Origin of the sequence: Hymenobacter norwichensis DSM 15439 (genome assembly GCF_000420705.1) — a bacterium.
Lineage (GTDB): Bacteria > Bacteroidota > Bacteroidia > Cytophagales > Hymenobacteraceae > Hymenobacter > Hymenobacter norwichensis.
The window spans coordinates 529,295-554,842 of the sequence record NZ_ATVL01000009.1 but is presented as its reverse complement, the minus strand read 5'-3'; the positions used below and the strand labels follow the sequence as shown (position 1 = coordinate 554,842).

Sequence of the window (25,548 nt, the reverse complement as noted above, 5' to 3'; positions counted from 1 at the left end):
CAAATCGATAAACCCCCGCTGGTCTGCTGCCAGCGGGGGTTTATCGATTTACCCCGTATTCATCTCCAACTTTGTGACCTAACGCCTCGAACCACTGCCGCAGCGCCGGATATACAGCAGTATCAGCCTTGATTTCCGTTCCGGCCTCGTTGTATAGCTGCTCACACTGTAAGCACACGTTCAATACAGCTACCAGTTGGTGCTTGGCATTATAAAATGCTAGAGCGTCGCGGAATACAGGAGCGCACATCAAATATTGCCGCTCGTGCGAAGGTTGTGCTAGAATAGCAGCCAGTTCCCGTGCTTTGGTGCTCTGGCACGACAGGGTAGCTACCGGGCTGGCTGTTAGGTGATAGGCCTCGGTAAGGCCCTCCGTAAGCAGATTTCCATCCAGATTGTTTTTCCGGTGCAGCAGTTCCAGCCGACGCCTTGCTGTTAGAAGTTGAGCGCCTTGCGCAGTAAGCAAAAGCTTGCGGCTTTCCTGGATTTGCTGGCGGATAGCTGCTTGCATCTGCACCCACTTAGGACCACGTAGCAATGAGTACGTGGTTAGATAGTCGAACTGTAGGCCGTTCCAGTAGTCAGCGGTGGTCATGTGCCAGTGTTGCGCCTGGGTTATTTGTGCCTTGTCGGGAAGCAAGATTCTGGCAATAGTACAGAAGTTGGTGTCAGTAGCATTAATTTTGTTTTTTCAACGCATCTTTTATTTCTTCTTTTTGCCATGCGCAAGCGCCTCCTGCCGCTCCTATTGCTGTTTCTTACTCCGTTCCATTTGTGGGCCTGGGGTGTAGATGGGCACCGGGCCGTCGGTAAAATTGCCGAACAGCACCTTTCCCGCAAAGCCCGCCGCGAAGTTCAAAAGCTCCTCGGCACCGAAACCCTGACACTGGTTAGCACCTGGCCCGACGAAATCCGCTACTATCCGGAGTACAAAGACACGGCCCCCTGGCACTACGTTAACACTCCTTCCGGCCTCACCCACGACCAATACATCGAGCAGCTTAAAGCGCAGACGCAGCCGAATGCCTACAATGTCCTTCAGGCCAAGCTATTGGAGCTGAAAGACACCAACAAGACACCAGCCGAACGGCTGGCCGCGCTGAAGTTTGTGGTACACATCGTAGGCGACGCACACCAGCCCCTGCACGCCGGCCACGCCGACGATAAAGGCGGCAACGACATCAAGCTCAAGTACCGCGGCAAAGACACCAATCTGCACAGCCTCTGGGACAGTGGCCTGCTTGACTACCAAGGCCTTACCTACACCGAAATGGCCGCTCAGTATGACCATCAACTGCCCCGCCAGCAAGTGCGGGAGTGGCAGAAGGCCACGCCGGAACAATGGTTTTGGGAGTCATACCAAGCCAGTGAGCAGATATACAAGGATGTCCCTGCCAACGGCGACGTGGATTACAAGTACTATCCAGCTCATTCCGAGCTGATGAAGCAGCGGATTGAGCAGGCCGGCGTCCGGCTGGCAGAGCTGCTAAACAGCACCCTGGGCTAACCATTGTAAGCCTTTGTGGCTTTTCATGTTGATAATAGAAACCTCACCGGCAGCCAGCTGGTGGGGTTTTATTTTGCAAGGCGGCTGCCCTCTATCTTTGCCCGATGCCTCACACCTTCTACGCCCCCGACCTTTCCGGCCTTTCCTACACCCTGCCCGAAGACGAAAGCAAGCACGCTGTGCGGGTGTTGCGCCTCACTCCCTCCGACACGGTGGAACTGGTTGATGGCCGCGGTGGCGTGTATCAGGCCGAAGTGACGGACGCCAACCCCAAACGCTGCCAACTGCGCATCACGCAGGAGCAACAGGTACCGCGCCGCGCCTACTTTGTGCACGTAGCCGTAGCCCCCACCAAAAACCTCGACCGGATGGAATGGCTGGTGGAGAAAGCCACTGAAATAGGTATCGATCAGCTGACGTTTCTGCGCTGTGCCCGCTCCGAAAGGCGTGAGCTGAAGCTGGACCGCCTACACAAAATTGCGGTCAGCGCCCTCAAACAGTCAGGCCAGGCGTGGCTGCCGCAGCTAACGGAGCTTACCGATTTCGCAGCGTTCCTACCTACCGTGGACGCCTCCACCACCTTCATGGCTCACCTCGAAGACGGTGAACGAACACCCTTAGCCCGTGTGGCAGCAACTGGAGCCAGCTGCTGCATCCTCATCGGCCCGGAAGGTGACTTCACGCCGCAGGAAATTGAAGCTGCCTTTACCCGCGGCATCCGGCCCGTTACCCTCGGAGCTTCCCGACTACGCACCGAAACCGCCGCGCTGGCCGCCGTGCATACCGTGCATGTAGCGCAGGAACTGGCAGGCTAGCTACTCTACCAGCGCCGACCCATCGGCCTGTGAATCTGCCGATTCGGCTAGGCGGGCGGCTTCTTTGGCTAGTTTCTTTTTGCGCCAGGGCGCATCCTGCTCCCAGTCGCCGGCCATGATGCAGCCGTAGGGCTGGATTTCGTCGATGATACTGGCCAGCTTGAAATCCGTAATCTGCTGCTTCACGTCGTTGGCATCTTTGTAGGCGCTGGGCAGCTCGGAAATATCAATCTGGTTGAAATAGAACCGGGCATCAATTCCTTGGGTCTCTTCGGCGAATAGCTCCTCCTTGGTCTGGCCGAGCTTGCTATATTTATGCTTGGTCCGGCTTAGGTTTCGGCCAGCTCCGTGAGGCGCAAAGCCCAGATTATTTTTGGTGGTAGCGCCTTCTACAATGAGAATAGGCTGAGCCATATTCAGTGGGATAATGCGCGGCCCGGTGATGTCGGGCATGAACTTGGGGTCAAGCGGCGTGGCGCCTTTGGCGTGATAGAACAAGTCACCGTCGCGGAACACGAAGTTGTGCTCGTTCCAGAACCGCTGCTGCACCGCCGCTCCCAACTGACTACTGATGGCATCGTGCAGGCACTGGTGGTTTTGCTTGGTCCACTTCCGAATGGTTTGCAGCGCCGCCCAATACTGTTCACCTTCCTCTGATTCGCTGGGAATCCAGGCGTTTGCTGGGGCCGTTTCCGGCGACAGGGCCTGGCGGAATCGTTCGGCTACCTTCATGCCCTGCGTGTAGAGGGCGGCCCCAGGGCCGCGGGAGCCGTGGTGGGTCACCAGCACCGTGTCGCCGGTGTTGCGCGACACGCCCACGTATAGAAAGTGGTTACCGTCGCCCTGCGTGCCCAAGTGCTCACGGGCAGAGTTCAGGCTGCGCAAAGAATTCAGGAATGGATTGGCGCGGAATTCCGCCTCAATTTCTGCGGGCAGCGCAAACTGCCGCTCCGGTTGCCGGCCGCCTGGCCCAAAATGCGTGATTTGCTGCGCGATATCCAGCACGGTTTTGGGCTCCACTTTGCCCAGGTTGGTCAGCATCACCGAGCAGCAGATATCGGCGCTGTGCATGCCGGGATGAATGGCGTTGCGGGCCACCACAATGCCACCCACCGGAATAGTGCCAACCGGGCCGGCCGGACAAGCATCGGGCATAATGGCGCCGGCTATTACCGTGGGGGTACGCATCAGCTGTTGCATCGACTGCCGCACGTAGTCGATGTTGGCCTGCTCCACTGGGGTGTCGGCGCTGATGTTTTCGTGAAAAAACACGGGCTCCGCCAGCAGCGGCAGTTCGGGCGCAGGCTTCACGGTATCGAGGTATTCCCGCAGTGCTTCACCTTCCAGCTTGTTGGCGTTGATGTGCTCCAGAATCTGCTTGAACATCTTGCCCGGCTTCAAGCCCAGGTCCACCAAATCTTTTCCAGTAATCATGAGTGTATAGCGTGTAGTAGCAAGTAACCGTCTTAATTATTCGGCAATAAATGAATTAAAGCGCAGTTCATTGTTGCAAAAATCGACTAGACTGTCATTCCGAGCTTGCCGAGGAATCTCGCGTGCTAACGTTGCAACAGTAATCCAAAGCCGACACGCGAGATTCCTCGGCAAGCTCGGAATGACGCCCTTTATTGAGTTACTATTCATAACTACCCGGCTGAACTTTCGCGGCTATCCGTTACTTTGTTTACTAGCTTGCTTACTCTGCCCTGAAGACTCTTATGCTAAAAACCCTGCTGCTTCCCCTGCTGCTGCTTTTTTCCCTTACGGCCGCTGCGCCGGTGGCGCCCAGCTTCCGCATTGCCAAGCTGCACTACGGCGGCGGCGGCGACTGGTACGCCAACAAAACCAGCTTGCCCAACCTAATCCGCTTCTGCAACCAGGCGCTTCGCACCAACATAGCCCCCGATGAAGCCACCGTGGAGCTGGATTCGCCGGAGCTATTGACTTACCCCTTTGTGCATATGACCGGGCACGGCAACGTGGCTTTCACCGAGGGCGAGGCCAAAAATCTGCGCCGCTACCTGATTGGCGGCGGCTTCTTGCACATTGATGACAACTACGGCCTCGACAAGTTCATCCGGCCGGAAATGAAGAAGGTGTTTCCCGAACTGGACTTTGTGGAGCTGCCCTTCTCCCACCCGATCTATCACCAGAAGTATCAGTTCCCGAGAGGCTTACCGAAAGTACACGAGCACGACGGCAAGCGGCCGCAAGGCTTCGGGATGCTTTACAAAGGGCGGCTGGTGTGCTTTTACAGCTTTGAGTGCGACCTAGGCAACGGCTGGGAAGACCTGGGCACCTACCCCGAGGATACCCCTGCTACCCACGATGCCGCCCTCCGCATGGGCGCCAACCTCGTCACTTACGCTCTGACGCAGGACTAACAGCCCGATAGTTAGCAGAAGGGACGGAACTTAGAACTTCCTTTGCAGAATCTCGCTTAGCACGAATGCCGCCCGCAAATCGGCGGGGTTCCGGAGGCGTTCCTGTATGCTAGACAGGGCTTGTTGGCGTACCTGCTCGCGGTGTTGGCGCTGCACTCGGCTCCAGTAGTCCTCTTGACCGTGCTGGGTGGCCGCGCGAGGCAACCCAGCCGCCCGGCGTGCTTCGTGCACCGGCACCTCCAGCGAGCGAGCTTCCTTACTCGTTTCCAAGGACTTGGCCACTGTTGTAGGTTGCTCCAAGGTACGTGGCGTATGGGCAGTTTCCTGGGGGAACGGCCGGCCAGCAGTCGTGGTTTGGTTGGTTGAGTTACCCGCCCGGTTCTGGGCCTGCATTTGCTTCAGCATCTCATCAAAAGAGGTGGCCGGCAACGGCGGCGCCACCGGGCGCGGCCGTCCGGTACTATCGGGCCGGGAAAACTTGCGTTCCTGCTGCTCGCGCTGCGTAGTAGCCTTGGCTTTCTGCACCATCCGCCAAATGAAAACGCCCAGACCAATCAAAATCCAGAGCAGGGTTTGCAGCTTTTCCATGGGATGCGGATAGATTCAATGAATTTGTTGAGGCAAGGCACTAACAGGCAGAAAAGCCCACTATCGAACCCCTTTCTCAGGAAATCGGGCAGTTTTAGTACGGTAGAAGGCTTTGATTTTCTCTAGGTCGGCTTCGTAGTTACCGCTCGGATATACGGCAGGTCCTACGCCGGCTTCCTTCTTCTTGTAATCCAGAAAGCCTAGCAGAATCGGGACGCCGGCTCCTTCTGCCGCGTGGTAGAACCCTTTGCGCCAGCGCGGCTGATACGCGCGGGTTCCTTCGGGCGTAATCAGAATCACCAGCTCGTCGCGCTCCTTGAACAGCTGGATCATACCATCCACGAGGCTATTGTTTTTGCTGCGGTCCACGGCAATACCGCCCAACGACCGAACGAGGCCACCCAAAACCGGCGCCGTGGTCCACTCTTTTTTGATGGTCAGCTTCACGTCCACATCCATCAGGAAGAAGGCTGCGCGGGCCAGAATAAAGTCCCAGTTACTGGTATGGGGCGCCGCAATCATCATGCTTTTCTTGATGTTAGGTGGTACTACCCCGTTGAGTTTCCAGCCGGCCACCCAAAATATTGCTTTAGAAATGTAATACCAGAAAGTGGACGTTTTGCGAGCAGCCATGCAGAGAATAAAGGCTTGCGTGGGTACAAGCCAGGGTAAAGCTAAAAGTAAATACAGAAATTAATAGAAAGCCGTTTTTCCCGGAGGCTACCCCTGGCAGTTAAAGCGCCCATCATGAAAGAATTGCTAGCCGTTACGAGTTTCCACCAAAGCCCGTAGCTCATCAGCACGCCTCATCGTGTAGTGATATCCGATGTCGAATAACTCATGCCCGAGGCGGTAGTCCAGAGTGCGGTACAAGCGAAGTTCGGGCGGCTCCAGCAACAGGTTACACTGCTGCTTGCTGAGCGTGGTGTTGGCATCGACCACCAGGTTCAACGTCCGCTCTATTAGCGTCCGGAAGGTGGTGACGCGGGCGGCCCGGTTCACGGCGTTGCAATTCACGGCCACCACGGGCATCCCCTGGCCTAGCAGCGCCGCCACGGGTAGGTTGTTGAGTAGGCCCCCATCCACTAGCTGCCGCCCCTCAAACTCAACGGGCCGGTACAGAATGGGCACGGCTGAGGAAGCCAACAGCGGCGGAATCAGCAGCCCCTCCGCAAAGTACACCGATACGCCCTCCGTCAGGTCGGTAGCGACCAGCGTCAGGGGGCGGTGTAAATCGGCAAATGTGCAGTCGGCACCCAGGTGCTGGGCCAGCAGCACCTGCACGGCATCAAGGCGCAGCAGTCCGTAGCGGCTCAACGAGAGCCGCATCAGGCGCGTGACATTGACGCCAGTAAACAGCCGCAGAATCTCGCGGGGTGGAAAGCCCGCCGCGTAAAAAGCCCCCACGATAGCCCCCGATGAAACTCCCGCCAAATGCGTGGGTGATAGGTCCAGCTCATCCAGCGCCGCCAATACCCCCAAATGCGCAATACCCCGCGCGCCCCCACCCGACAGCGCCAAGCCCAGGGACGCTTGGGGAGTGGAAATAGGAGCCGGGTAGAGTAAGGGCATGGCAGATGCAAACGGAGTTTATCGACTTGATTTACAACTTGCCATCTGTGGAATTTGCCGGTTTACAGATCAGCCAGCCGGAAGGTTTCAGCCAACCGGACACCCTTTTCGGTGTGTTGCACGGTACAGCACTCCACGTTCGGGTCGTGCTCCAATACCAGCACCCAATTTTCGTCGGCGGCCCGGCGCAGCACCTGTTCTTTCTCGTCCATCGTCACGAGAGGGCGCATATCGTAGGCCATGACGTAGGGCAAGGGCACGTGGCCGGTGCTGGGTAGCAAGTCGGCCATGAACACCACCGTCCGGTCTTTGTAGCGCAGCATGGGCAGCATCATCTTTTCAGTATGCCCGTCGGCAAAGACGATTTCGCGGAAGCTGGGCAGCGCATCAGGTACGCCGGCAATTGGGTCCACGAACTGCAAGTGGCCACTTTCCTGAATCGGCAGGATATTTTCCTTCAGAAACGAGGCTTTTTCGCGCGGATTTGGCGTTACGGCCCAGTCCCAGTGCGCTTGGTTGCTCCAATAAGTAGCATTTGGGAAAGCCAGTTGCAGCTTATCGTCGGGCGTGCGCAGCACCGAGCCACCGCAATGGTCGAAGTGCAGATGGGTTAGAAATACGTCGGTAATATCGGCGGAGGTGAAGCCTTTCCGGCGCAACGACTGCTCCAGTGTATCGTCGCCGTGCAGGTAAAAGTGGCCGCGGAACTTCTGGTCCTGCTTGTCGCCGATGCCGTTGTCCACGAGTACCAGCCGGTTGCCATCTTCTACCAGTAGGCAGCGCATAGCCCAGGTGCACATGTTGTTTTCGTCGGCGGGGTTGAGCTTTTGCCACATGCTCTTGGGCACCACACCGAACATGGCGCCTCCATCGAGCTTAAACAAACCGGTATCGAGCGTGTGAATCATCATTTTTCTAGCTGTTAGCTGATGGCTATGGGCTGCTAGCTCTCCGGTGGAAAAGCTAACAGCCCATAGCCATCAGCTAACAGCCGAAAAAACTATTCCAGCACCACTCCCATGGCCGAAAACTTATCAATGCGCTGGCTGATGCGCTCCTCGTGCGGCAGTGCCTCTAGCTCATCAAGCGTTTTAAGGATGGTTTTCTTGAGTGTTTGAATCATCTTGGCTGTGTCGGTGTGCGCGCCGCCAAGGGGCTCCTTCACAATGCCGTCCACTAGTTTGGCACCAAGCATATCGGTGGCTGTTAGCTTAAGGGCCTCCGCAGCTTGCTCTTTGTAATCCCAGGAGCGCCACAGAATGCTAGAGCACGATTCCGGTGAAATAACGGAGTACCAAGTATTTTCCAGCATCAGCACCCGGTCGCCGATGGCAATACCCAGTGCGCCGCCCGAAGCCCCTTCACCAATGATGATGCAGATTACGGGCACCTTCAGCAGAAACATTTCTTTGAGGTTGCGAGCAATGGCTTCGCCCTGCCCCCGCTCTTCAGCTTCTAAACCCGGAAAAGCACCGGGCGTATCAATTAGCGTGACAATGGGCTTGCCGAATTTCTCGGCTAGCTTCATTAGCCGGAGGGCTTTGCGGTAGCCCTCGGGATTGGGCATACCGAAATTGCGAAACTGCCGCTGCTTTGTGTTGCGGCCTTTCTGCTGCCCGATGAACATCACGGAGCGCCCATCTAGCTCGGCAAACCCACCTACCATGGCCTTATCGTCGGCTACGGTCCGGTCGCCGTGCAGCTCCACGAATTTCGCGGTCATGCCCTCGATGTAGTCGAGCGTGTATGGTCGGTCGGGGTGCCGGGAAAGCTGCACGCGCTGCCAGCGGGTCAGGTTGGCGTAGGTTTCCTTTTTAAGGGACTTTATTTTAGCTTCTAAGGCGGTTACCGCGTCCGAAACGTCTACCTGGCTATCGAGGGCCAGTTGTTGCATTTCGCGGAGCTTGCCTTCAAGGGCAGCAATGGGTTGTTCGAAGTCGAGGAGCATTGGCCGGAGAGGAATGCGTCGGTGTAATGGTGAAAGGAGGAAGGAAGCAAAGGTAAGCGAAGCACCTCACTCGCAACATGCTTGTGACTGCGTACTTCCGAAGAAAGTTTTTCTCGCTGATAACCAGCTACAAATGCGCAAAACAGCGTTTTTAGCTACTTTTTTCTTGGCGTGGATTGGGAAATGTCGTGGCTCCCCCTACCTTTGCAGCACCTTAACGAAAAGCAATTGGCGATTTGGCAAGGCGAACTGGTTCGGTAGTTCAGTTGGTTAGAATGCCGCCCTGTCACGGCGGAGGTCGCGGGTTCGAGTCCCGTCCGGACCGCAAAAGCCCCTACAGCACGCACTGTAGGGGCTTTTTCGCTTTAAAGCGCTATCATAACAATAACAAGCAAGGCTTTCGCTCCAGCAGGTTTGTTTCCCCGCACCCAGCCCGTGCAACTACATTTTTGGCAATTGGTCTTTAGAACCGTTGAACAGTAGACAGAGCAGAATATACTGCGTATTTTACTTTATACGATTTGACAGGAAACAATACGATCTGCTAGCGGTTAGTTGCTCCATGCGTTCAGAATATCCTTTTTATTCCCACGTTCGGGGCAATGGCGTAGTTGATGCGTATCACTCTCATCCCGCCTGCCAGATTGCACAGAGCATCGAGCCTAGCTTCCGGCTACCGGGCAACCCGCTCAACTGGCCGGAATGCAGTTGCTGCGCAGTTCTTGCCGGCCGTACTCCCATGCCGGCCGCTCCAGAGGTACCTTCTATTCCATCGGCTGCTCAATTAGCAGCGCCCTCATCTCAAAAGGAGTAGGTTCAGCTTTCTAAAGTGGTCTTAGAAAAGCCTGTATCTATAAGGCTGTTAATCAGCACATGGCACCACATTCACGTAAGTGGTTACCCATGCAGCCCATCGAAGTTGAGCACCCGTAGCCTAGTCCTTGAGTGGAGTAGGCACGAAGGTTTTCGTCATTTGTAGTAATAAAGCGTCGGCAGCGCTAAGGCTAGGTACATCCATATCATCTGTACCAGATCAACGCAGTCCGCCAACTCGGCAAATTTTTCAGCCGAAACCACCTGGAAGCCCATTGACCACTGCTGACAACTGCGCTGCCCTATTTGTTTATCAGCGAGTTTAATCATATTCATGTGCCGCGCATCTTGCAGAAGCTTAGCATAAAGAACCGCCAATACGCTTTCCTCGCCTTCAGCAATCTGCGTAAATTGGCCGTCACCCTAAACTAAAGCGCCAGTAATTCCCTGATGTCCATTTTCTTGGCGTGCCTGCTCAAGTAGTGTCACCAACTCTTCTTCATTCATTGGACGCACGCCCCGACTCATATAAATGATGTCATGCATGGAAACGAAGGGATAGAGGTTGGAGTGGCAAGATAGGTATTTGGTTTTCTCTATGTTAGCAAAAATGAGCGGTGTCCATTCAACAACTCTTACGCTTTGCCTTTGCTTTGGGCTTCCTTCAGAGAATACAAACCATGGTTAGGCACTTAAGAGGCAGCTTTTGTGCTTACTCCTACTAACTAATTCAAACAGAATTGCTACATATAAATACCTAGCACTTTGCGTCTTACTAAAAACTCTGGCTAAATAAGGCCTAAAACATGTTTTTTTGCTTGCAGCTACAGATTTCGCTCTTACCTTTGCAGCACCTTAACGAAAAGCAATTGGCGATTTGGCAAGGCGAACTGGTTCGGTAGTTCAGTTGGTTAGAATGCCGCCCTGTCACGGCGGAGGTCGCGGGTTCGAGTCCCGTCCGGACCGCAAAAAGCTCCTACAGCACGCGCTGTAGGGGCTTTTTCGCTTTAAAGCGCTATTCTTTATTTATCAATGCGAAGGTTGCTTTAGAAGAGTAACCTCGCCTGGTACGCAGTGCGAGGTGGCAGCATTGCTTTCTGCGGTTGACTCATGGCAATCATACTCGCAGGAGAATAGAAACAAATAGCTAGTAGGTGCCAGGAAGCAGGTTTTCGCTCGGCTTACTTGATTCAGAGCACGGAGGAAACCTTGTCATACAAATTGCTGTGGAGCGTGTCTAGCGCTTAGCCGATGGGCATCACCGGTTGGTTCTATTATATATCATTAGCAAAAGCCAGCATCACTAATACTGGCGCTGGCTTTGCTGGCTACAGTCCTGCGTGCTACAAGTTGCGAGCTGTTGACTACATCAATCAACCTAAAAATGGTTTTCGATCCACAGGTTCAACAATATTGCATAATAGATAAATACAATCTACTAATTATCACAAAGTACTCAAAATCAGAGAGAAGCAAGTTTCATATCAAGATTAACCGAGACGACTGCTGTGTGTAATTGAACATAAAATATTTTATATAAATTTTCCATAAAATTAAATTCATCATTTTGATTATAAAAATAATACAGATTATATTGGCTATATCATCAACCAAAGCGCCTCCGCTATATGAAAAAAATGATTACTCTTTTACTCGGCACTTTCCTGCTGGCAGGAGCTACTTCAACTACTGTGGAGGCTAATGCATTGGCAACTGTCCCAACCGAAACGGCTGGATTACCAGAAACTACTACGGCCCTGCCAATTGCATTCAAAACAGCTCGCAAGCCCATCCTGCACCGCCCCAATTACAGCTATTACAAAGGCGACAAAAAGCGTAAAGGATTCTTCAAGTTTCTCTCTTTTGGGAAATAAATATATTCAACCATAAAAAAGGCCTGGCATAACTGCCAGGCCTTTTTTATGATTTTTCCTATTCATATTCACTCGCTGGAGCGACTTACCACAGCGGCCGTACGAGCAGCTAAAGCTTCAATATCGGGGCGCCGGGCCAATACGGCCAGCCACTCGCTCGGGATGGCTGCCTCACCGTAGTAGATGCCGGCCAGTCCCCCCGTCACAGCACCCGTGGTATCGGTATCATCGCCGAGGTTGACAGCTGCCAACACGGTATCAGCGTAGGTGGTATAGCGAAGCAAGCACCATAGAGAGGCTTCCAGCGTATGCAGGACATAGCCGCCGCTGTCGATGCCGGTTTGGCTGATATTAGGTAGGCGGCCGCTCAGAACCCGTTCGAATTGATTGGCTTCGGCCGCTGGGATATTAAGTTCGTGAAGTTGGACTGGTGCGTGCTGGCATACTTGACTATAAGCTGCCGCCGGCGATAAACCTGCCAACAGGTGCCGCACCATTTCCAGATACAGAAAGCAGGCCACCGCTGAACGGATGTGCCCATGTGTAATAGCCGAAACTTCCCGGATTAATTGGAAACGCGCCTGTAACGGCGCGTCGGCTTGATAGAATGCCAATGGCAAAATCCGCATGAGGGCGCCGTTGCCGTTGCTATACTCGTCGGTGCCACCGGCCAGAATCAGGTTAGGGTCTACATGCAGGCGGTTGAGGGCTTCGCGGGTGGTAATGCCAATATCAAATACAGAACCACGAGGCGTCCACAGTTTCTCGTAGAACCACCGGCGACTGTATTCGGCGGCTTTCCCTACAGTAAACTCATCAGCTATGGCTTCAGCGAGGCAAAACGTGAGCGAGGCATCATCGGACCAGGTGCCAGCTGGCTGGTTGTGGGTGCCGTAGGCGCGCATGTGCACTACAGGATCAGTTTTGCGGGCGGCGCGGCTCTGAAACTCTACAGGCACGCCCAGCGCGTCGCCGACGGCTAGCCCGAGCAAGCCGGCCCGGAGCTGGGATCCAAGAGAAGACATATGTTATTTATGTGAGTGCGAAAGTATACAGAAAGATTAGGTGATAGTCTAATCTGGTATAGATCGGTGGTAATGGGTGCTAATACAAAGTTGCAAGCGGGTGCGATGCATAGCTAGAAAGCAAGTAAAGAAATAGCACTTGCGCACCGGCCGCGGGCATGATGAGTCATTATCCTCCTCTTACAAACCCACATCTAGATTTAAACTACCACTTAAAGTTTTATTTTAACATATTTATATTTAATATAACATATATTTTATTTAAGCATCAGTCCATCATGACAAGCCAACCCCACACTTTTAGAGTGTCATTACAGCAGGCCAAAGTCATTCTATGCACTTCTGCTGGCCTTAATATTTTCTTCTTATTCACCACTTGGATACTCACTCAATATGATAGGTATTACCCAGATGGCTACTTAACTGAATCTACTGCTCTACCTTCGAAAATCACCTATTTGCTACTACTGCAGTGTAGCCTGAGCTTTGAAAATAACATAGCCACCTGGTATTCATCTATGCTATTGTTGGTGGTAGCCTTTGTTGCTATAATATGCTTTGCGGTAGATTATAACCACTTAGATGATTGGTGGGGGAAAATTTTGAGCTACGGTTGGATAGGAATAGGATTGATATTCACTCTGCTTTCCTTTGACGAAATTGGTTCATTTCATGAAACAATAGGCAATTCAATAGATTTTGCAGGAAATAACAATGGATGGCTCTTCTTTTATATCATAGTAGCTTCTGTAGGCACGTATATAATATTATTCGGTATCATTAAATTAAAAAATAATTTACCTTCTCTAATCTGCATTATATTGGGAACCCTGCTCTTTCTAAGCAATCCTATACAAGAGGCGTTCGAAATAAACACCTTTAAATCTTCTGCTAATCCAGCTCATTGGAAAAGGAACCCTTTGCTTCTCTTATTAGAAGAAGGATCAGAGCTTTTTGCAACTTGGTTTTTCCTGCTAGCTGTATTATTATATTTATTGAAAATACCTATAAATAAAGCTATTAATAACAGGCTGAAGACTACGAAGCTTAGCATAGCATATGAAAATTTCTATCAAACACTTTTATATATTATATTACCTCTAATAATTTTACTTTTCGTAATAGTTGAAAGCGCGGTAAAAAACACGGCTGAAGGAAGTGGTAATCCTAAAAATTGGCTTCCTAGTATGATTTTTTTCACCACCTTTTGTATATCAACATATGGTTATTTTAGAGATAAAGTATCGATAAATCATTACGCATTATTTAGTATAATTAGCATTTTTCTATCTGCATTATACGGCTCTAACAGCTATAGTTTATCTTTTTTATGGAAAAATAATGAATTATGTTATATAACTAAATTTTTCCTCATTCTACTTTTATCTACTGCAACTATATATATATCACCTGGAAGACACAGAACGATTAATAAATTATTTTCACTGTTCTGGCTTTTGTTCATTGCCAGTTCGTTTTTAATAAACAGAAGTATGTCGCCTGGGTTTGCCCTTCTGGCAGCCCTCTTTCTTTTTGCATCTCTGGTCTTTCTAAAGCCAGCTCAGCATCTCACCTCCGTAGGAACCATTAGTAAGATGCCATAAATTTTGAATGGCTATAGCGAGGTTGTCGCTCAATAGTAATGCATTAGCTTACTTGGTTTGCTAAGCAACTACAATAGCGGCAGTAGCTCCAGCAGACTATCAATGCGGTGCGCGGGATGTAGCGGCAGGCAGTCCGCTTCCTGCCCGAAGCCGTAGCTGGCCCAGCAGGCGGCCATACCGCAGTTACGGGCGAAAAGCAGGTCGGTGGCGGTGTCGCCTACCATGAGCGTGGCGGCAAGGCTGACGCTGGGGAAGCGGGGCTGCACCACCTGGGTGAACAGCGCCGAATTGGGCTTGAGGGGCAGCACCCGGTCGGGACTGTCGCCGAGCACTAAGGCTACCTGGTCGCGCAGCCCCAGCCGATGCAGGGATTTTTCTAGAATATCGAGGCCTTTGTTGCTGATAACCACTACCGGCTGGCCGTGCGCGGCGGCGGTAGCCAGCACCTGCTCGGCGCCCGGATACAGGGTAGCCAGGGCCTCTGCCTCGGTGTTATAAATCATGCGGTAGGTTTCCACCCACACGGCGGGCAACGGCAGCGTGCCCGCTGGGTGTAGCCACAGCAGCATATCGGGCAGCACCAGTCCCCGCCCTACCGCCTCGTCCATCAGGGCTTCGGCGGGCGTTGGGTATCCCAATAGCTGGAAGGTCCGGCGCATGGAGTGCTTAATGGCTTCGCGCGTATCGCACAGGGTACCATCATAATCGAGCAGCAGCAGAGAGTAGGGCAAATGGTGAAATCGTGAGGTTGTGAAATGGTGAGTCCGACGTTCTGATTATGCAATATGCGCAAGTAGATCCTGTAGAGCGTTAAACTCACCATTTCACAACTTCACAATCTCACCTATTCTACCACCGCCTGCTTACTGGCGGAGCGGCCGAAGCGGGTGGGGAAGTACATCAGCTCGGCTTTGGCGGGGTTGACGGTGTAGCGGCCCCGGTAGCGCGGCTGGAGCGCCACCCGGAACGTGTGGCGACCGATGGGCAGCACATCTATAAAAATACCTACCTGCTGGCGCAGGTATTCGCGGTGCACCTCGAAGTAATTGCCCGGCGCTTTGTCGGCGTAGGAGCAGCCGGCCGGAATGGGTACTTCCAGCAGCACGTAGCGCGCCTCGGCCTTTACATCTATGGTTACAATCAGCTCAGTAGGCTGACCGGCACGCAGTTGCACCCGGCTTCCCTCCTGCCCGGCCAGCCTCGTGCTGACAACAAACGGGGCCGCTTTGGCCTCAGGGGCGGCATTCCAATACGACTGATACGCCGTGGCGTACACCAGCAGGCCGCCCTCTTTGCGCAAGGTGAGTGCCACCGCCGACGCCGGAATCTTCACTTCAAACGGAAATTTCTCAACGCTCTGGGTAAGCGCACCGCTGAGCTGGGCTCGCGCCACCAGGCCGTTGCCGCCGGGCACCAGCAAGTCGGGAGTTATGGTTTCCAGGATGTTGCTGGCTTCGTAGGTGCTGCTCCAGTGGCTGTAGGTGCGGCGCTGTTGGAGCAAATAGGTCCGGATGCGGGTCAGCTCCGCTTCCTGGCCGCCTTTGGCCCGCAACAGCCGGTAGGCCAGCAGCGTGTTGGCAATCTGGTCGGGCAGCAGGTAGCGGTAGTACGAGCCCGGCCGCAGGGTATCGGCGTAGAACGCGCCGCCCAGCTCGGTGCGCAGGCGGTAGCGGCGCAGGGTATCGAGTTGGAAGGGCAAGCCGAGTTGCTGGCGCAGGTTGGCGAGGGCCAGGTACCGGTCGAGGGGCTGGCGGCCTTTCTGTTCGCGCTCCAGGCGCAGCACGTAGCTGCGGAAATCAGGTTGGGCTCCGAGGCGGTGCAGGGTGTGTAGCAGCCGGATTCGGTCGTCGTCAGAGCGGAAATACAGCTGGTCGATGCGCTGGCCGACGGGCGTGGTGGACAGCGCATTGCGCACGGCGGCTTCAGCAAAGGCATAATCCAGCTGCTTAAGCAGGTAGCTGCGAATGGCGTCCCGGTCAAACTTCACGCTGTAGCCTTGCTGCTCGGCTTGCAGCAGCGCCTCTAGCACGTGCAGCGTTGCCCAGGCACTTACCGGCGCATTAACCCACGTTCCCCACAACAGCTGCTTGGCTGGCCGCCCGCGCAACAAGTGCCGGATCAGGCGGTTCACGTCTTTCTCGCCGGTGAACTCCTGCTTGAGCGTTTCCCGAATGCGCTGTTCCAGCAGCAAGGTTTTTAGTTTGGACGCGGCTTGCTCATTGCAGAGGTAGGCGTAGCGCTGTACGTGCCGGATTTCTTCGAGCAGCGTGGGCAGTGGGTCACTTTCCAGCCGCACGGTCACCTCGCCCAGCTCAGGGCGCACGGGCAGCGTGAGGGTAGTATCGGCGGCCGTAAGCACCACGAAGGTGCCCACCCGCTCCCGCGTGCCGGCCGGAAGCACCGGAATGTGGCGCAGCTCGCCATCCTGGTAGCCGTTGGGTTGCGCCAGCGCGAAGCTCACGGCCACCGAATCAACCCCAACCGGAGCCGTAAACGTGAGGGTATCGAGCACGGCGGTGGCTACGGCGTGGCGCTGGCTGCGGGCTGGACCATCGCCGATGCGGAAGGTGGTTGTGACCTGGGCGGTATCGGGCAGGTAATTCAGGGTTTTGCCAATGAGCTGCGCCCGGTCGCCCTGAATCAGAAAGCGCGGCGCAGCCAGCTCGCCCATTACGGCCTTGAAGGAGCGCATGAAAGCGGTGAACGAGCCGGTGCGGGCGTGGTCGTCGGAGGCCAGCACGAAGGTGTTCCAGCCGGTGATGTCGTCGGGCACGATGACGTTGGTACTAGCTTGGCCCTGCTGGTCGGTGACGAGCGTAGGGCGCCACCAGCCCGAGTCGGAGAAGCGGCGGCGCAACGCTAGGCGTGGGTCGCGGCCAGTTAGCGGGAGGCCGTCGGGGCCGGTGGCGTTGCCGGCGTTGAGGCCCTTGGCCGTTTGGCCGCCGATGCCGGATTTGGTGCTGATAATAATGACTCCGCTAACGGCTCGTGAGCCGTAGAGAGCTGCTGCATCCGCATTCTTCAGCACTTTGATACTGCTGATGTCGTCGGGGTCGAGGTCGGACTGCTGACCGTTGAAGGGCAGGCCATCCACGATGATCAGCGGCTGACTATTACCACTAACGGCAGCGGCACCCCGGATTCTAACTGCCATCGAGCCACTGGACTGCCCGCTAATGGCAACGCCTGCCGCCCGGCCCTGGAGGGCATTACTGGTAATAGTGGCAACGGACCCCGTGATGCTACTGCGGCTTTGAGTTCCATATCCAACCACCACAACTTCATCTAGATGCTTGGCGTCGGTGGCCATACCTACCAGAATAGCGCGGCCATCCAGCTTATACTCTTGTGAGGTATAGCCAATAAAGGAAAATATCAGCACGCCTTTAGGCGGTACGCTCAGCTCGAAGCTACCATCAGCCTGCGTGGAAACCCCGATAGTGGTGCCTTCCAGCAGCACCGTCACGCCGGGTAGGCCTTGGCCACTTTCTTTGTCTTCCACCCGACCGCGCTGCACCCGCCAGCCGGCCTGAGGCACCACGGGTACAGTAACCTTGATTTCGCGGCGCTCCTCCCGCATTTCTTGCTCGGTAGGCGGCACGGGCTTGGGCAGCCGCTCACGCACCAAGCGCTGGAAACGACGGCGCAACGCCTCGGTTGCTGGGCCTTTCGGTAGCAAATCAGCGCGTTCCAGCTGCACGTAGGTGGCCCCATTGGACTGGATGCGGATATCGGCGGCGGGAGCTAGTACGGTGCTGTCGGCGAGCAGTAGGGCCACCCGGTAGCGGCCCGCGGGCAGGGCATGGATGGTTTGGGGTAGGTAGCGTTCCAGCCGCACGAACTTGGAGTTGCCGGGCTGCGAAACCAGCGTATACAGCACTGGGGGCATAGTTTCGCGCTCTTCCGCCTTACGAGTGGGCTCCCGCAGTACCAGCCGGCCTTGCCCTACGGGCGTGCTGTAGGGGTTGTTGAGTGCCGGCTCGGGGGTGTAGCCGCGGTAGAAATTGGTGGCGGGGCGCGGCGTCATGTCGGCCTCGGTGTAGGCGAAATCGGCAAAGGGCAGCACCGTGAAATCGGTAGCCTGGCTGAGTGCCGGAAACTCGTTACCTTGCACACAGCGCATCTTCAGCAGCTTGGGCTCGAAGGTGTAACGGTAGTTGGGTTCCAGCAGAAACTTGCGGCGCATGCCGTCGGTGCGGCGCAACAGCACCGAGTCGGGGCGGAAGGGGCCGCCGAGGTGGTAGGTGGCGCGGTCGTAGCGGTTGTAGCTGGAGTAGCTGTAGCTGGTGGTATTGTAGCGGCGCGACGTGACCGGGCGGCCTGCCCCAAGGGGTTGCAGGCGGTTGCCCTGGCGCAAGAGGACCCGCTCATCCAACTGATTCTTATCAACTAGCACCAGAAAACGTTGCAGCTCCTGCAATTCCTGGGTTCCAAGCGGACTACGCTTCTCCACGGTCAGCTCGTGGCAGGGTTGGTTGGGGTCGATGCCGAGCGTGAGCTTGCAGAGGTGGCGCAGGTACACGTCGCGCAGGGTGATGAGCCGATTGGGGGTACGGATGGCTACGGTGTGCCGGCCACTATCGGCCACTAAGGCAAAGGGTTCTTCCTGATTCACAGTGGCTACAAATACCGGCAGGCCATCCACGTACACGGCCACCGTCGGCTGCACCCGCCCGGAATCCACCACGAAAGGCGAGAGTTGGGTGATACCGCCGGGCGCTACCTGGTACTCGTAGAAAGCGCCGAAATCCGGGTACAGAAACTGATAGAACCGCAACGAATCCAGGCCCAGTTGGCGGCGCCACGTGCCCCAGGCCAGCGGCTTCTGCGCGGCGGCCTCCGCTTGGTTCTCGAACCCCGCCCCCAACTGAAACCGCCGCAGCGACATCCGCCCGGCTATGGCCGGCTCGAAATCCGGCATCGTGGGCGCCTCCGCCACCTCGAACTTACTGGTGTGGGCGTAGGCGGTGAGGTCGGCGTTGGGTACGGGCTGCCCGCCGCCGTCCGTCACGGTGTACTTCAACTTGATGCGCTGCCCCGGATACACCACGTCGGGTTGGTCGGCTTGCACCAGCAGGCGGTGCTGGGGCAGCGGTACGTTGTACTCAGCGGTTTGCAGGCGCCCGGCCCAGAAATAATGCACCGAAGCATACCACGGCTCGGGACCGGGAGCCGGCAAGGCCAAGGCCAGGTCGGGGCCGTAGCCGCGGCGCACCAGCTCGTTGCCGCGGTAGAGGTAGTACCAGAAGTTTAGGCGGCGCGGATTGTCTACAGCCAGCGCAATGGAATCGTGGCTGCGGTCGGAGCGCAATTGCAAGTCGGCATCGGTGGTGTTAATTACCAGCGCTGCCTGGTGGCCGTCGGCATCGGTGAGGCGGTACATGGTGGCGCGAGGGTCAACGGACAGCACCAGCGGCAGCTGCACCAGGCTGCTCCGGCTCGTATGCACGCCGTTGAAGTTGATATATTCCACCGTGAGGGTGGCCGGCCGGGCACTTTCCTTGCCGCGCACCCGGTAGCGGGCCACCACCGAGTCGTGCTGGAGCGCCAAGGTGATTTCGCCGGGGTCGAGCACGTAGTTTACCGAGGCGGACTGCTGGCGCCGCTCATTGTCGCCGTTCAGGAAGGTGGCCTGCACAGCGTACGTGAGGTTGGCGGGCGGCAGAGCGGTTTCGGGCAGATTGAGGCGGGTTTCGCCGGTGGCGTCGAGGGGTTGGGCGCGGGTCCAGAGGGTATCGGGCACGAACACCTGCCGGCCGGGGAAGTTACCCACGGCCTGGGGTGTCACGCTCAGGCGCACCCGCGCATCCAATAAATTCAGTTCGTTGGCATCCTGCCCGCGCAGAAACAACGCCTGGGTGGTGCCGCGCCGGTGCGGGGTTTCACCGGCTCGTAGCGTGTAGCGGGTGTTATTCAGCTCGTAGTCTTCCAGCCGAAAGGCGGTTCGGGCTAGTGTTTCGCCGTTGTCGCCGGGCTCAGCAAGCCGCACCTGCACGGTTTGGTCGGACCCCAAACCCAACGTGTCGAGCAGCGGCAATTCGTATTGGTAGGTGCCGGGCCGCAAGGGCTTTAGCGTAGCTATCAGGCGGGGTTTGTAGGAGGTGCTGCCCGCTAGCCACAGTTCTAGCGGCTTGCGGTACGGACGGCCGTCGCGCTGGCGCAGAATGCGGGCCTTCAGGCGCATGGTGTCACCGGTGGGGCGGTAGCGGGGCTTGCTGAGGGCGAAGTAGCTTACCCAGCCAGTTTGGCGCTTCTGCTGGCGGCGGTCCTGCCGTTGTTCCCGCACATCTTCATTGAACACCGAACGCAACAGCCCTACCAGCCCGGTAGTGGCGTAGGACGGATGCAACAGACTATATACCAAGTTACGAGCCGGCCGCGTAAGGTAGCCTAGCGGGAAGCCGTACACCACCCGCCCGTACACCCGCCGCCACGACCAAGACTGCCGCCGCGCCGCCGACTGCGCATACGGAAACGTCTGCTCCAAGGCATGAAACGTGGTGCGCCCGCCTTGCTCCACGGCCAGCAGCCCGGCCCGAGCAGCTTTGCCGGGCAGCCGATAGGTGCGGGTGGCGGCATCGTAGGGCACAGCCTGGCCCTGGGGCAGCGTCACGCGGGCGTTTTCCAGCAGGTTACCCAACGAGTCACGCACCAATACGGTCAAATCCACCTGGTTATCGAGGACGGTGAGTTGCCGATCAGTGACGGAGCGCAGCCAGTACACCAGCTTCGGGCCTTCGGTGTGAGCTACTAGGTAGTACCCCGCCAGCAGGGGCCGCCGGTATGCCAGCCGTACGCTGTCGGTCGGGAATGAATCAACGGGTTGGGTGAAAAACTCGGGCCGGGCGGCGCTCAGGCTGCTTTCGTAGAGCTGCCGGGTTTGGGCGTCGGTAAGGCGGAATACTTTGGTGAAGTAGCTGCGCTGGCGGGCCTTGGGCAGTTTCTGCTGAGCCAGTAGCGTGCACGGCAACAATAAGAACAGGGCAAGTAGGTATCGGAACATAGGCGGGACGGCTAGAGCGTTTCTCTACCGATGCGCCGCTTCCCCCAATTCCACACAATTGAGACAGTTTATTTTTTGAAAATACTGAAATAGCTTTCAACTAAGATGGTCGTCATGCAGAGGTGGAGCCGAAGCATCTCGCTCATGGTCGTTTGAATGCATTGGCAACGTCAGCACGCGAGATGCTTCGGCTCCGCCTCTGCATGACGTTCTTTTTATATCACTGTATGTCAAACAGTTCTCTTGAAAAACTCCGCTTTAACCGACTGTCATCCTCATCTGGTGTCCGCTTCCTAACTCCCTTCTCAGCCGCTAATATTTGCAAACGCACAACAAAAATATTTTACTGATTCTGGGTGAAAGGCAATTTTTGGCCCCACTCTTGAGTTTATACCAGCACACCAAACTTGTTTTCGGTATGATCAGGACCCTGCTGTTGTTGTTTGCCTTGTTACTCGTGAGCGGCGTGGAGCCGACTGAAGCGGCCCGCCCCACGGCCTACGCCCGCGCCAAAATGAAAGGTCGGATGTTTACGCACCGCCCCAGCTACAAAATCTATAAAGGCCACCGCAACCGGGGCAAACGGAGCTTGTTCGGGGCCCGCAAAAGAAGCCACTCGAAAGTAAAACGCACGCCTACCCGCGCCAGCCGCATCTAAGCAGCTACTGCGCTTCCAACCTTTGGCCCGACTTTGTTTCCGGCTACGAAAAGCCTTTCTCTACGCCGTAGGGTAAGGCTTTTCGCTTTTTGACGCCGCGTACCACGCCTGCCGCACCTGCACCAGCAGCTGTTCGGCGGCTTCGGGGTCGGGGGCCTGAGGCAGTGCGGAAGTGATGAAGGCCGCTTCCACCCGTTCCACCAGCGCCTCAGCCTCGGTTACCAGTTGCTCGTACTCGAAGGCACCGCGGCGGATTTTCAGCAAGAAGTCCCGGTCGGGGCGGCGGACGTGAATTTGCCCCTCGGTGGCAATTTCCTCGGCCATGCGCAGCAGCCGAAACACGTGCAACATGTTCTTGGCGTCGTAGTTTTTGCCGTGCTGCACGGTGTTCTGGTACCGCTCGGGGTTGCGCTTCTGCTCCCACTCCTTGTACTCGCGAAACACCCGGCAGTAGGTGCTGTAGCCGTTGCGGTTGAAGCTGAGGTAGGCAACAGGCGTTTCCCCCTTCGGCACCGCCGACAGCAGCACATCCTGCGAGGTTTCCGGGTCGCGCACCAGGCCCCGGTAGTTGTGGCGCTGCTCGGGCGTATCGTCCACGAACACGGCGTATAAGTCGTTGAGGTGATTTACGTTGGCTAGGCCGCACTGGCTGGCCTGGTAGCCGCGCCGTTCCAGCCAAGTGGCTACCGGCTGCGCACCCGCACCCACCGTCACGTAGCAAAAGTCCAGCACCGATTTGCGGGCGGGCGGCTCGGGGTAGTTGATTTTCTTGTTCAAGCCTTTGGCCTTCCGAATCTGGGCTACGGCGTACTCGGCGAAGCTTTGGCGGCACAGCTTGGAAAGGAAATCCGCGGCCCGAAACACCTCGAACAGCGGGTGGCGGTACACCACGCAGTCGGGGGGCGTGCCGAGCAGTTCCAGCACCGTGGGATTGTTCTTGAGCAGCAGCTCCACGAAGCGGCGCAACTCATAGAACACCTCATCGTTGGTGTCGTTGGCTACCTGGGGCACATAATTAAGGCCGTAGAACTCGGTTTCGGGCAGAATGAACACGCCTTTCAAGTCGGTATCGGAGTGGGGCAGGTTGGTGCCGTAGGCACGGCTGCCACTGATGGCCTCGAAGAGAATCAGGTTGCGCCGGCGCAGGTCAGCTATCTGAATCACGGATTTTGCAGATTTATCGGATTGCACGGATTTTGTAAAGGATGGCAGTAGCCTGATTGGATAGAATTGTTCAGCTAGTTCTACTTACAGTATCGGGCTTTATTCCTGGGAGAAGATATCCTCAGGCAACCTACAATAGCCACGCTCGAAACAGCGCATCCAACTCCGGTGTAGGATCGGTGGGGCGGGTGATGGGCAGCGTGGCGCGGGCAGGTAGAGCGGCTGCGTACTCTGCTTGCAGATACTCGACCAGCGCGGTTGGGTGCGGCACGGTGGTTTTCTCATCGGCAGTAGCTTTGCGGGTAAGCAGCTCGTCTACAATGCCATTCAGCTCAGGCGGCAGTGATTCACGCAGCCTAGCAAACTCCATTGGGGGTACTTCGGTGGGGCGCTGCTGAATCCAGCGGGCGGCCAACGTGGAGCGCAGGGCGTAGAACAGCCGTTTCAGGCGCACCTCCGCACCCGTCAGGTCGTCCGTTACGCCGCGCCGCATCAGGCCGGTGTAATGGTGCAAGCCGGCACGCGGGTTCCAGCACGCTGGCAGCACGGGTTCCAGCGCCGCCCGAAACCCGGCCGCTTCCGCGTACACTACCGGCGACTGAAGCCACTCAAACAGCGCCGCGTTGGAACCGCGCAGCAGCTTTAGGGCTTTGCGCAACTCCCAACCAGCCAGGTCCAACTCCGCATCTACGGGGAAGTTGAGGGTGTCGGGGCCGTCGTCCAGGGTTAGGTACCAGTCGGCCGGGTGGCTATAGATGAAGCGCACATCGTAGTCGGAATCCGGCGAGGGGAAGCCCCAGGCCCGGCTGCCCGACTCACAGGCGTACAGAATGCGGATGTGGTGGGTGGTTTCGAGCTGGGTGAGGGCAGCTTGGATACGACGTTGCATGTCAACAATACAGCAGATAGGATGCGGGGAACGGAATGCTCAGGCAAATTTGCATATTCCTGCTCAACAACACTTTTGCGGATGTCAACCACCCACCCGTCGGCGCTTCCCACTTGGGCTCAGCGTGACTACCAGCAACTTGCCACTGCGCTGGCCGCCCTTGCACCCACCGAGGTGGCGGCGGTTTATGCCCTGTCCTTCTGGAAAGACAACCTAGACGACGACCCACGCAAGCCTCTGTTGACTGTCGGTTATAACACCGCTGCGCAATGGCACAGCAGCTTTTCAAAGGCAGAAACTGAACAAGCCGTATCGTATCCGTTGTCGGCCGATGCAGCGGAAGCCAAGTGGAATTTTGCTTTCTGGTTGCAGAACGAACTGCTTAGTAGTGGTGGGGAAGACGGCGAGTTCACGCAGTGGGCAACAACTCTGCCGGGTTATTACACCGACGACCAGTACGAAGACGCGGAGGAAGACGAACCTGCGCTAGACCACTTGCTGGCGCAAGCAGAAAGCATTCAGGAAGCCTTCATGGCCGTAGTGATTGACCTAGCGCGTCGCCTTCACGCAGATGGCACCATCCAAACCGTATTTGGCCGAGCCATTCCAATCATTGTTCATGAGCTTGAATACAGCACCCAGAACGTTCAGTGGACTACGCAGGCAAATCCACCCGGTTTACCGGCCGAGTTTATTGCGTGGGTAGACAGCTTATCAAGCCAGTGACACGCACTCATCTTCCGCCTACGGTTGCACTCTATTCCGTATCAGCGCCGTTCTTGTTGAGCTAGAAGTAGCCGCGCCGCTGCCTGGGAAAGTACATTTGATTGGTAGTAGCTCCTGCGTGGTGCTCTATAAGGTTTTGGCCACTATCCTATTGCCAGTGCTAGTGCGCAGCATACCGAATTATGCGGTTGTTTTGCGCCGTATTTCTACCTTCAACGCTCCCGGCCTCCTTCTCGCCAACCTCACCTTGCTATGAAACACCTGCTCTTTTCCTTGCTGGCGGCCGCCCTCTTAACTACGCCCCTGCTGGCTCAGCAAGCCGCTCCCAAGCCTGAAACCGACTGGGCTAAGCTTGCCCGTTATGCCAGTGCCAACCAGCAGCTAGCAGCCCCAGTGGCTGGCAAGTCCCGCGTGGTACTGCTCGGCAATTCCATCACCGATGCCTGGCCCAAAACCGACTCCGCGTTTTTTGCCGACAAGTCCTACGAATACATCGGGCGGGGCATCAGCGGGCAGACTTCGCCGCAAATGCTGGTGCGCTTTCGCCAAGATGTGCTAGAGCTGCGGCCCGCGGTGGTGGTTATTCTGGCCGGTGCCAACGACATTGCCGAAAACACCGGCCCCTACAACCAGCACGCCACCCTCAACAACATCATATCCATGGCCGAGTTGGCCCGAACCAACGGGGTGCGGGTGGTGCTGTGCTCAGTGCTGCCTGCCGCCGACTTCTGGTGGCGCAAGGGCCTGAATCCGGCGCCTAAAATTGTGGCTCTAAACGAGCAAATCAAAGCCTACGCCCGCCAGCAGCGCTTGGTGTATCTCGACTACCACAAGGCTATGGCCGACGAACGGCAGGGCCTACCCGTTGCCTACGCCGCCGACGGGGTGCACCCCACCCTAGCCGGCTACCAAGTAATGGAGCCGCTGCTGCAAAAGGCCACCGCTGAGGCCCTCAAGCAAAAACTGAAGTAACCGTAT

General features: G+C 56.3%; 20 protein-coding genes, 2 tRNA genes and 1 pseudogene. 10 read left to right on the top strand and 13 right to left on the bottom strand.

What is annotated here, in order from left to right; genetic code table 11:
• Positions 1-40 precede the first annotated feature (40 nt).
• Entirely contained in the window at positions 41-595 is a 555-nt protein-coding gene (locus tag G536_RS0117240; RefSeq protein ID WP_157530721.1) for a hypothetical protein, read from the bottom strand.
• 126 nt (positions 596-721) lie between these two features.
• On the opposite strand from G536_RS0117240, the gene G536_RS0117235 reads away from it, so the two are divergent.
• Positions 722-1,507, top strand: a complete 786-nt coding sequence (locus G536_RS0117235; RefSeq protein ID WP_022824847.1) for a S1/P1 nuclease — start codon at positions 722-724, stop codon at positions 1,505-1,507.
• Between the two features lie 104 nt (positions 1,508-1,611).
• The gene (locus G536_RS0117230; protein ID WP_022824846.1) at positions 1,612-2,322 is read left to right on the top strand and encodes a 16S rRNA (uracil(1498)-N(3))-methyltransferase; all 711 of its coding nucleotides are present in this window, start codon (positions 1,612-1,614) and stop codon (positions 2,320-2,322) included.
• On the opposite strand, the gene G536_RS28540 is transcribed toward G536_RS0117230, so the two are convergent.
• Positions 2,323-3,756, bottom strand: coding sequence for an RtcB family protein (locus G536_RS28540; RefSeq protein WP_022824845.1), 1,434 nt, complete (start codon positions 3,754-3,756; stop codon positions 2,323-2,325). It lies immediately after the preceding gene.
• A gap of 284 nt (positions 3,757-4,040) precedes the next feature.
• On the opposite strand from G536_RS28540, the gene G536_RS0117220 reads away from it, so the two are divergent.
• Complete coding sequence (locus tag G536_RS0117220; RefSeq protein ID WP_022824844.1) at positions 4,041-4,706, top strand: DUF4159 domain-containing protein; 666 nt, start codon at positions 4,041-4,043, stop codon at positions 4,704-4,706.
• Positions 4,707-4,736: 30 nt separating this feature from the next.
• Here the strand turns inward: G536_RS0117220 and G536_RS0117215 are convergent, their stop codons facing one another.
• From G536_RS0117215 to G536_RS0117195, 5 genes are all read right to left on the bottom strand, one after another.
• On the bottom strand, positions 4,737-5,294 hold the full coding sequence (locus G536_RS0117215) for a hypothetical protein (protein WP_022824843.1): 558 nt from the start codon (positions 5,292-5,294) through the stop codon (positions 4,737-4,739).
• 60 nt (positions 5,295-5,354) lie between these two features.
• Complete coding sequence (locus tag G536_RS0117210) at positions 5,355-5,927, bottom strand: 1-acyl-sn-glycerol-3-phosphate acyltransferase (protein ID WP_022824842.1); 573 nt, start codon at positions 5,925-5,927, stop codon at positions 5,355-5,357.
• Positions 5,928-6,053: 126 nt separating this feature from the next.
• A complete protein-coding gene (locus G536_RS28535; RefSeq protein WP_022824841.1) occupies positions 6,054-6,866 on the bottom strand; it encodes a patatin-like phospholipase family protein in 813 nt (270 codons plus the stop codon).
• A gap of 62 nt (positions 6,867-6,928) precedes the next feature.
• Complete coding sequence (locus tag G536_RS0117200) at positions 6,929-7,777, bottom strand: MBL fold metallo-hydrolase (RefSeq protein ID WP_026880306.1); 849 nt, start codon at positions 7,775-7,777, stop codon at positions 6,929-6,931.
• 89 nt (positions 7,778-7,866) lie between these two features.
• Positions 7,867-8,814 (bottom strand): acetyl-CoA carboxylase carboxyltransferase subunit alpha, encoded by a 948-nt coding sequence (locus tag G536_RS0117195; RefSeq protein ID WP_022824839.1) that lies wholly within the window; start codon positions 8,812-8,814, stop codon positions 7,867-7,869.
• Between the two features lie 251 nt (positions 8,815-9,065).
• Here G536_RS0117195 and G536_RS0117190 point away from each other — a divergent pair.
• A tRNA-Asp gene (locus G536_RS0117190) sits at positions 9,066-9,139 on the top strand.
• Positions 9,140-9,783: 644 nt separating this feature from the next.
• Here the strand turns inward: G536_RS0117190 and G536_RS32905 are convergent.
• Positions 9,784-10,173 (bottom strand): annotated as a pseudogene (locus G536_RS32905) (BLUF domain-containing protein).
• A gap of 346 nt (positions 10,174-10,519) precedes the next feature.
• On the opposite strand from G536_RS32905, the gene G536_RS0117175 reads away from it, so the two are divergent.
• Together G536_RS0117175 and G536_RS0117170 are read left to right on the top strand one after the other, a co-directional pair.
• Positions 10,520-10,593: transfer RNA gene (locus tag G536_RS0117175), tRNA-Asp, on the top strand.
• Between the two features lie 662 nt (positions 10,594-11,255).
• Positions 11,256-11,501 (top strand): hypothetical protein, encoded by a 246-nt coding sequence (locus G536_RS0117170; RefSeq protein ID WP_022824837.1) that lies wholly within the window; start codon positions 11,256-11,258, stop codon positions 11,499-11,501.
• A 68-nt stretch (positions 11,502-11,569) separates the two neighbouring features.
• On the opposite strand, the gene G536_RS0117165 is transcribed toward G536_RS0117170, so the two are convergent.
• Complete coding sequence (locus tag G536_RS0117165) at positions 11,570-12,526, bottom strand: ADP-ribosylglycohydrolase family protein (protein ID WP_022824836.1); 957 nt, start codon at positions 12,524-12,526, stop codon at positions 11,570-11,572.
• 278 nt (positions 12,527-12,804) lie between these two features.
• Here G536_RS0117165 and G536_RS0117160 point away from each other — a divergent pair, with 278 nt between their 5' ends.
• Complete coding sequence (locus tag G536_RS0117160; RefSeq protein ID WP_157530719.1) at positions 12,805-14,130, top strand: hypothetical protein; 1,326 nt, start codon at positions 12,805-12,807, stop codon at positions 14,128-14,130.
• A 68-nt stretch (positions 14,131-14,198) separates the two neighbouring features.
• On the opposite strand, the gene G536_RS0117155 is transcribed toward G536_RS0117160, so the two are convergent.
• Positions 14,199-14,861 carry an HAD family hydrolase gene (locus tag G536_RS0117155; RefSeq protein ID WP_022824834.1) on the bottom strand — a complete coding sequence of 221 codons (663 nt, stop codon included), beginning with the start codon at positions 14,859-14,861 and terminating at the stop codon, positions 14,199-14,201.
• A gap of 113 nt (positions 14,862-14,974) precedes the next feature.
• Entirely contained in the window at positions 14,975-21,133 is a 6,159-nt protein-coding gene (locus tag G536_RS0117150; RefSeq protein ID WP_022824833.1) for a carboxypeptidase-like regulatory domain-containing protein, read from the bottom strand.
• A gap of 418 nt (positions 21,134-21,551) precedes the next feature.
• Here G536_RS0117150 and G536_RS0117145 point away from each other — a divergent pair, with 418 nt between their 5' ends.
• Complete coding sequence (locus G536_RS0117145; RefSeq protein WP_157530717.1) at positions 21,552-21,791, top strand: hypothetical protein; 240 nt, start codon at positions 21,552-21,554, stop codon at positions 21,789-21,791.
• Positions 21,792-21,851: 60 nt separating this feature from the next.
• Here the strand turns inward: G536_RS0117145 and G536_RS28530 are convergent, their stop codons facing one another.
• Positions 21,852-22,955 (bottom strand): DNA polymerase beta superfamily protein, encoded by a 1,104-nt coding sequence (locus G536_RS28530; protein ID WP_022824831.1) that lies wholly within the window; start codon positions 22,953-22,955, stop codon positions 21,852-21,854.
• A gap of 130 nt (positions 22,956-23,085) precedes the next feature.
• The gene (locus tag G536_RS0117135; RefSeq protein WP_022824830.1) at positions 23,086-23,844 is read right to left on the bottom strand and encodes a nucleotidyltransferase domain-containing protein; all 759 of its coding nucleotides are present in this window, start codon (positions 23,842-23,844) and stop codon (positions 23,086-23,088) included.
• Positions 23,845-23,925: 81 nt separating this feature from the next.
• Here G536_RS0117135 and G536_RS0117130 point away from each other — a divergent pair, with 81 nt between their 5' ends.
• Positions 23,926-24,570: a hypothetical protein gene (locus G536_RS0117130; RefSeq protein ID WP_022824829.1), complete on the top strand. Its 645-nt coding sequence runs from the start codon at positions 23,926-23,928 to the stop codon at positions 24,568-24,570.
• A gap of 252 nt (positions 24,571-24,822) precedes the next feature.
• Positions 24,823-25,542, top strand: coding sequence for an SGNH/GDSL hydrolase family protein (locus tag G536_RS0117120; protein ID WP_022824827.1), 720 nt, complete (start codon positions 24,823-24,825; stop codon positions 25,540-25,542).
• Positions 25,543-25,548 lie beyond the last annotated feature (6 nt).

Bases quoted from the DNA above. Each gene is read 5' to 3' on its own strand.
- G536_RS0117240 (WP_157530721.1), bottom strand. From the start codon at position 595: ATGACCACCGCTGACTACTGGAACGGCCTACAGTTCGACTATCTAACC.
- G536_RS0117235 (WP_022824847.1), top strand. From the start codon at position 722: ATGCGCAAGCGCCTCCTGCCGCTCCTATTGCTGTTTCTTACTCCGTTC.
- G536_RS0117230 (WP_022824846.1), top strand. From the start codon at position 1,612: ATGCCTCACACCTTCTACGCCCCCGACCTTTCCGGCCTTTCCTACACC.
- G536_RS28540 (WP_022824845.1), bottom strand. From the start codon at position 3,756: ATGATTACTGGAAAAGATTTGGTGGACCTGGGCTTGAAGCCGGGCAAG.
- G536_RS0117220 (WP_022824844.1), top strand. From the start codon at position 4,041: ATGCTAAAAACCCTGCTGCTTCCCCTGCTGCTGCTTTTTTCCCTTACG.
- G536_RS0117215 (WP_022824843.1), bottom strand. From the start codon at position 5,294: ATGGAAAAGCTGCAAACCCTGCTCTGGATTTTGATTGGTCTGGGCGTT.
- G536_RS0117210 (WP_022824842.1), bottom strand. From the start codon at position 5,927: ATGGCTGCTCGCAAAACGTCCACTTTCTGGTATTACATTTCTAAAGCA.
- G536_RS28535 (WP_022824841.1), bottom strand. From the start codon at position 6,866: ATGCCCTTACTCTACCCGGCTCCTATTTCCACTCCCCAAGCGTCCCTG.
- G536_RS0117200 (WP_026880306.1), bottom strand. From the start codon at position 7,777: ATGATGATTCACACGCTCGATACCGGTTTGTTTAAGCTCGATGGAGGC.
- G536_RS0117195 (WP_022824839.1), bottom strand. From the start codon at position 8,814: ATGCTCCTCGACTTCGAACAACCCATTGCTGCCCTTGAAGGCAAGCTC.
- G536_RS0117170 (WP_022824837.1), top strand. From the start codon at position 11,256: ATGAAAAAAATGATTACTCTTTTACTCGGCACTTTCCTGCTGGCAGGA.
- G536_RS0117165 (WP_022824836.1), bottom strand. From the start codon at position 12,526: ATGTCTTCTCTTGGATCCCAGCTCCGGGCCGGCTTGCTCGGGCTAGCC.
- G536_RS0117160 (WP_157530719.1), top strand. From the start codon at position 12,805: ATGACAAGCCAACCCCACACTTTTAGAGTGTCATTACAGCAGGCCAAA.
- G536_RS0117150 (WP_022824833.1), bottom strand. From the start codon at position 21,133: ATGTTCCGATACCTACTTGCCCTGTTCTTATTGTTGCCGTGCACGCTA.
- G536_RS0117145 (WP_157530717.1), top strand. From the start codon at position 21,552: ATGATCAGGACCCTGCTGTTGTTGTTTGCCTTGTTACTCGTGAGCGGC.
- G536_RS0117135 (WP_022824830.1), bottom strand. From the start codon at position 23,844: ATGCAACGTCGTATCCAAGCTGCCCTCACCCAGCTCGAAACCACCCAC.
- G536_RS0117130 (WP_022824829.1), top strand. From the start codon at position 23,926: ATGTCAACCACCCACCCGTCGGCGCTTCCCACTTGGGCTCAGCGTGAC.
- G536_RS0117120 (WP_022824827.1), top strand. From the start codon at position 24,823: ATGAAACACCTGCTCTTTTCCTTGCTGGCGGCCGCCCTCTTAACTACG.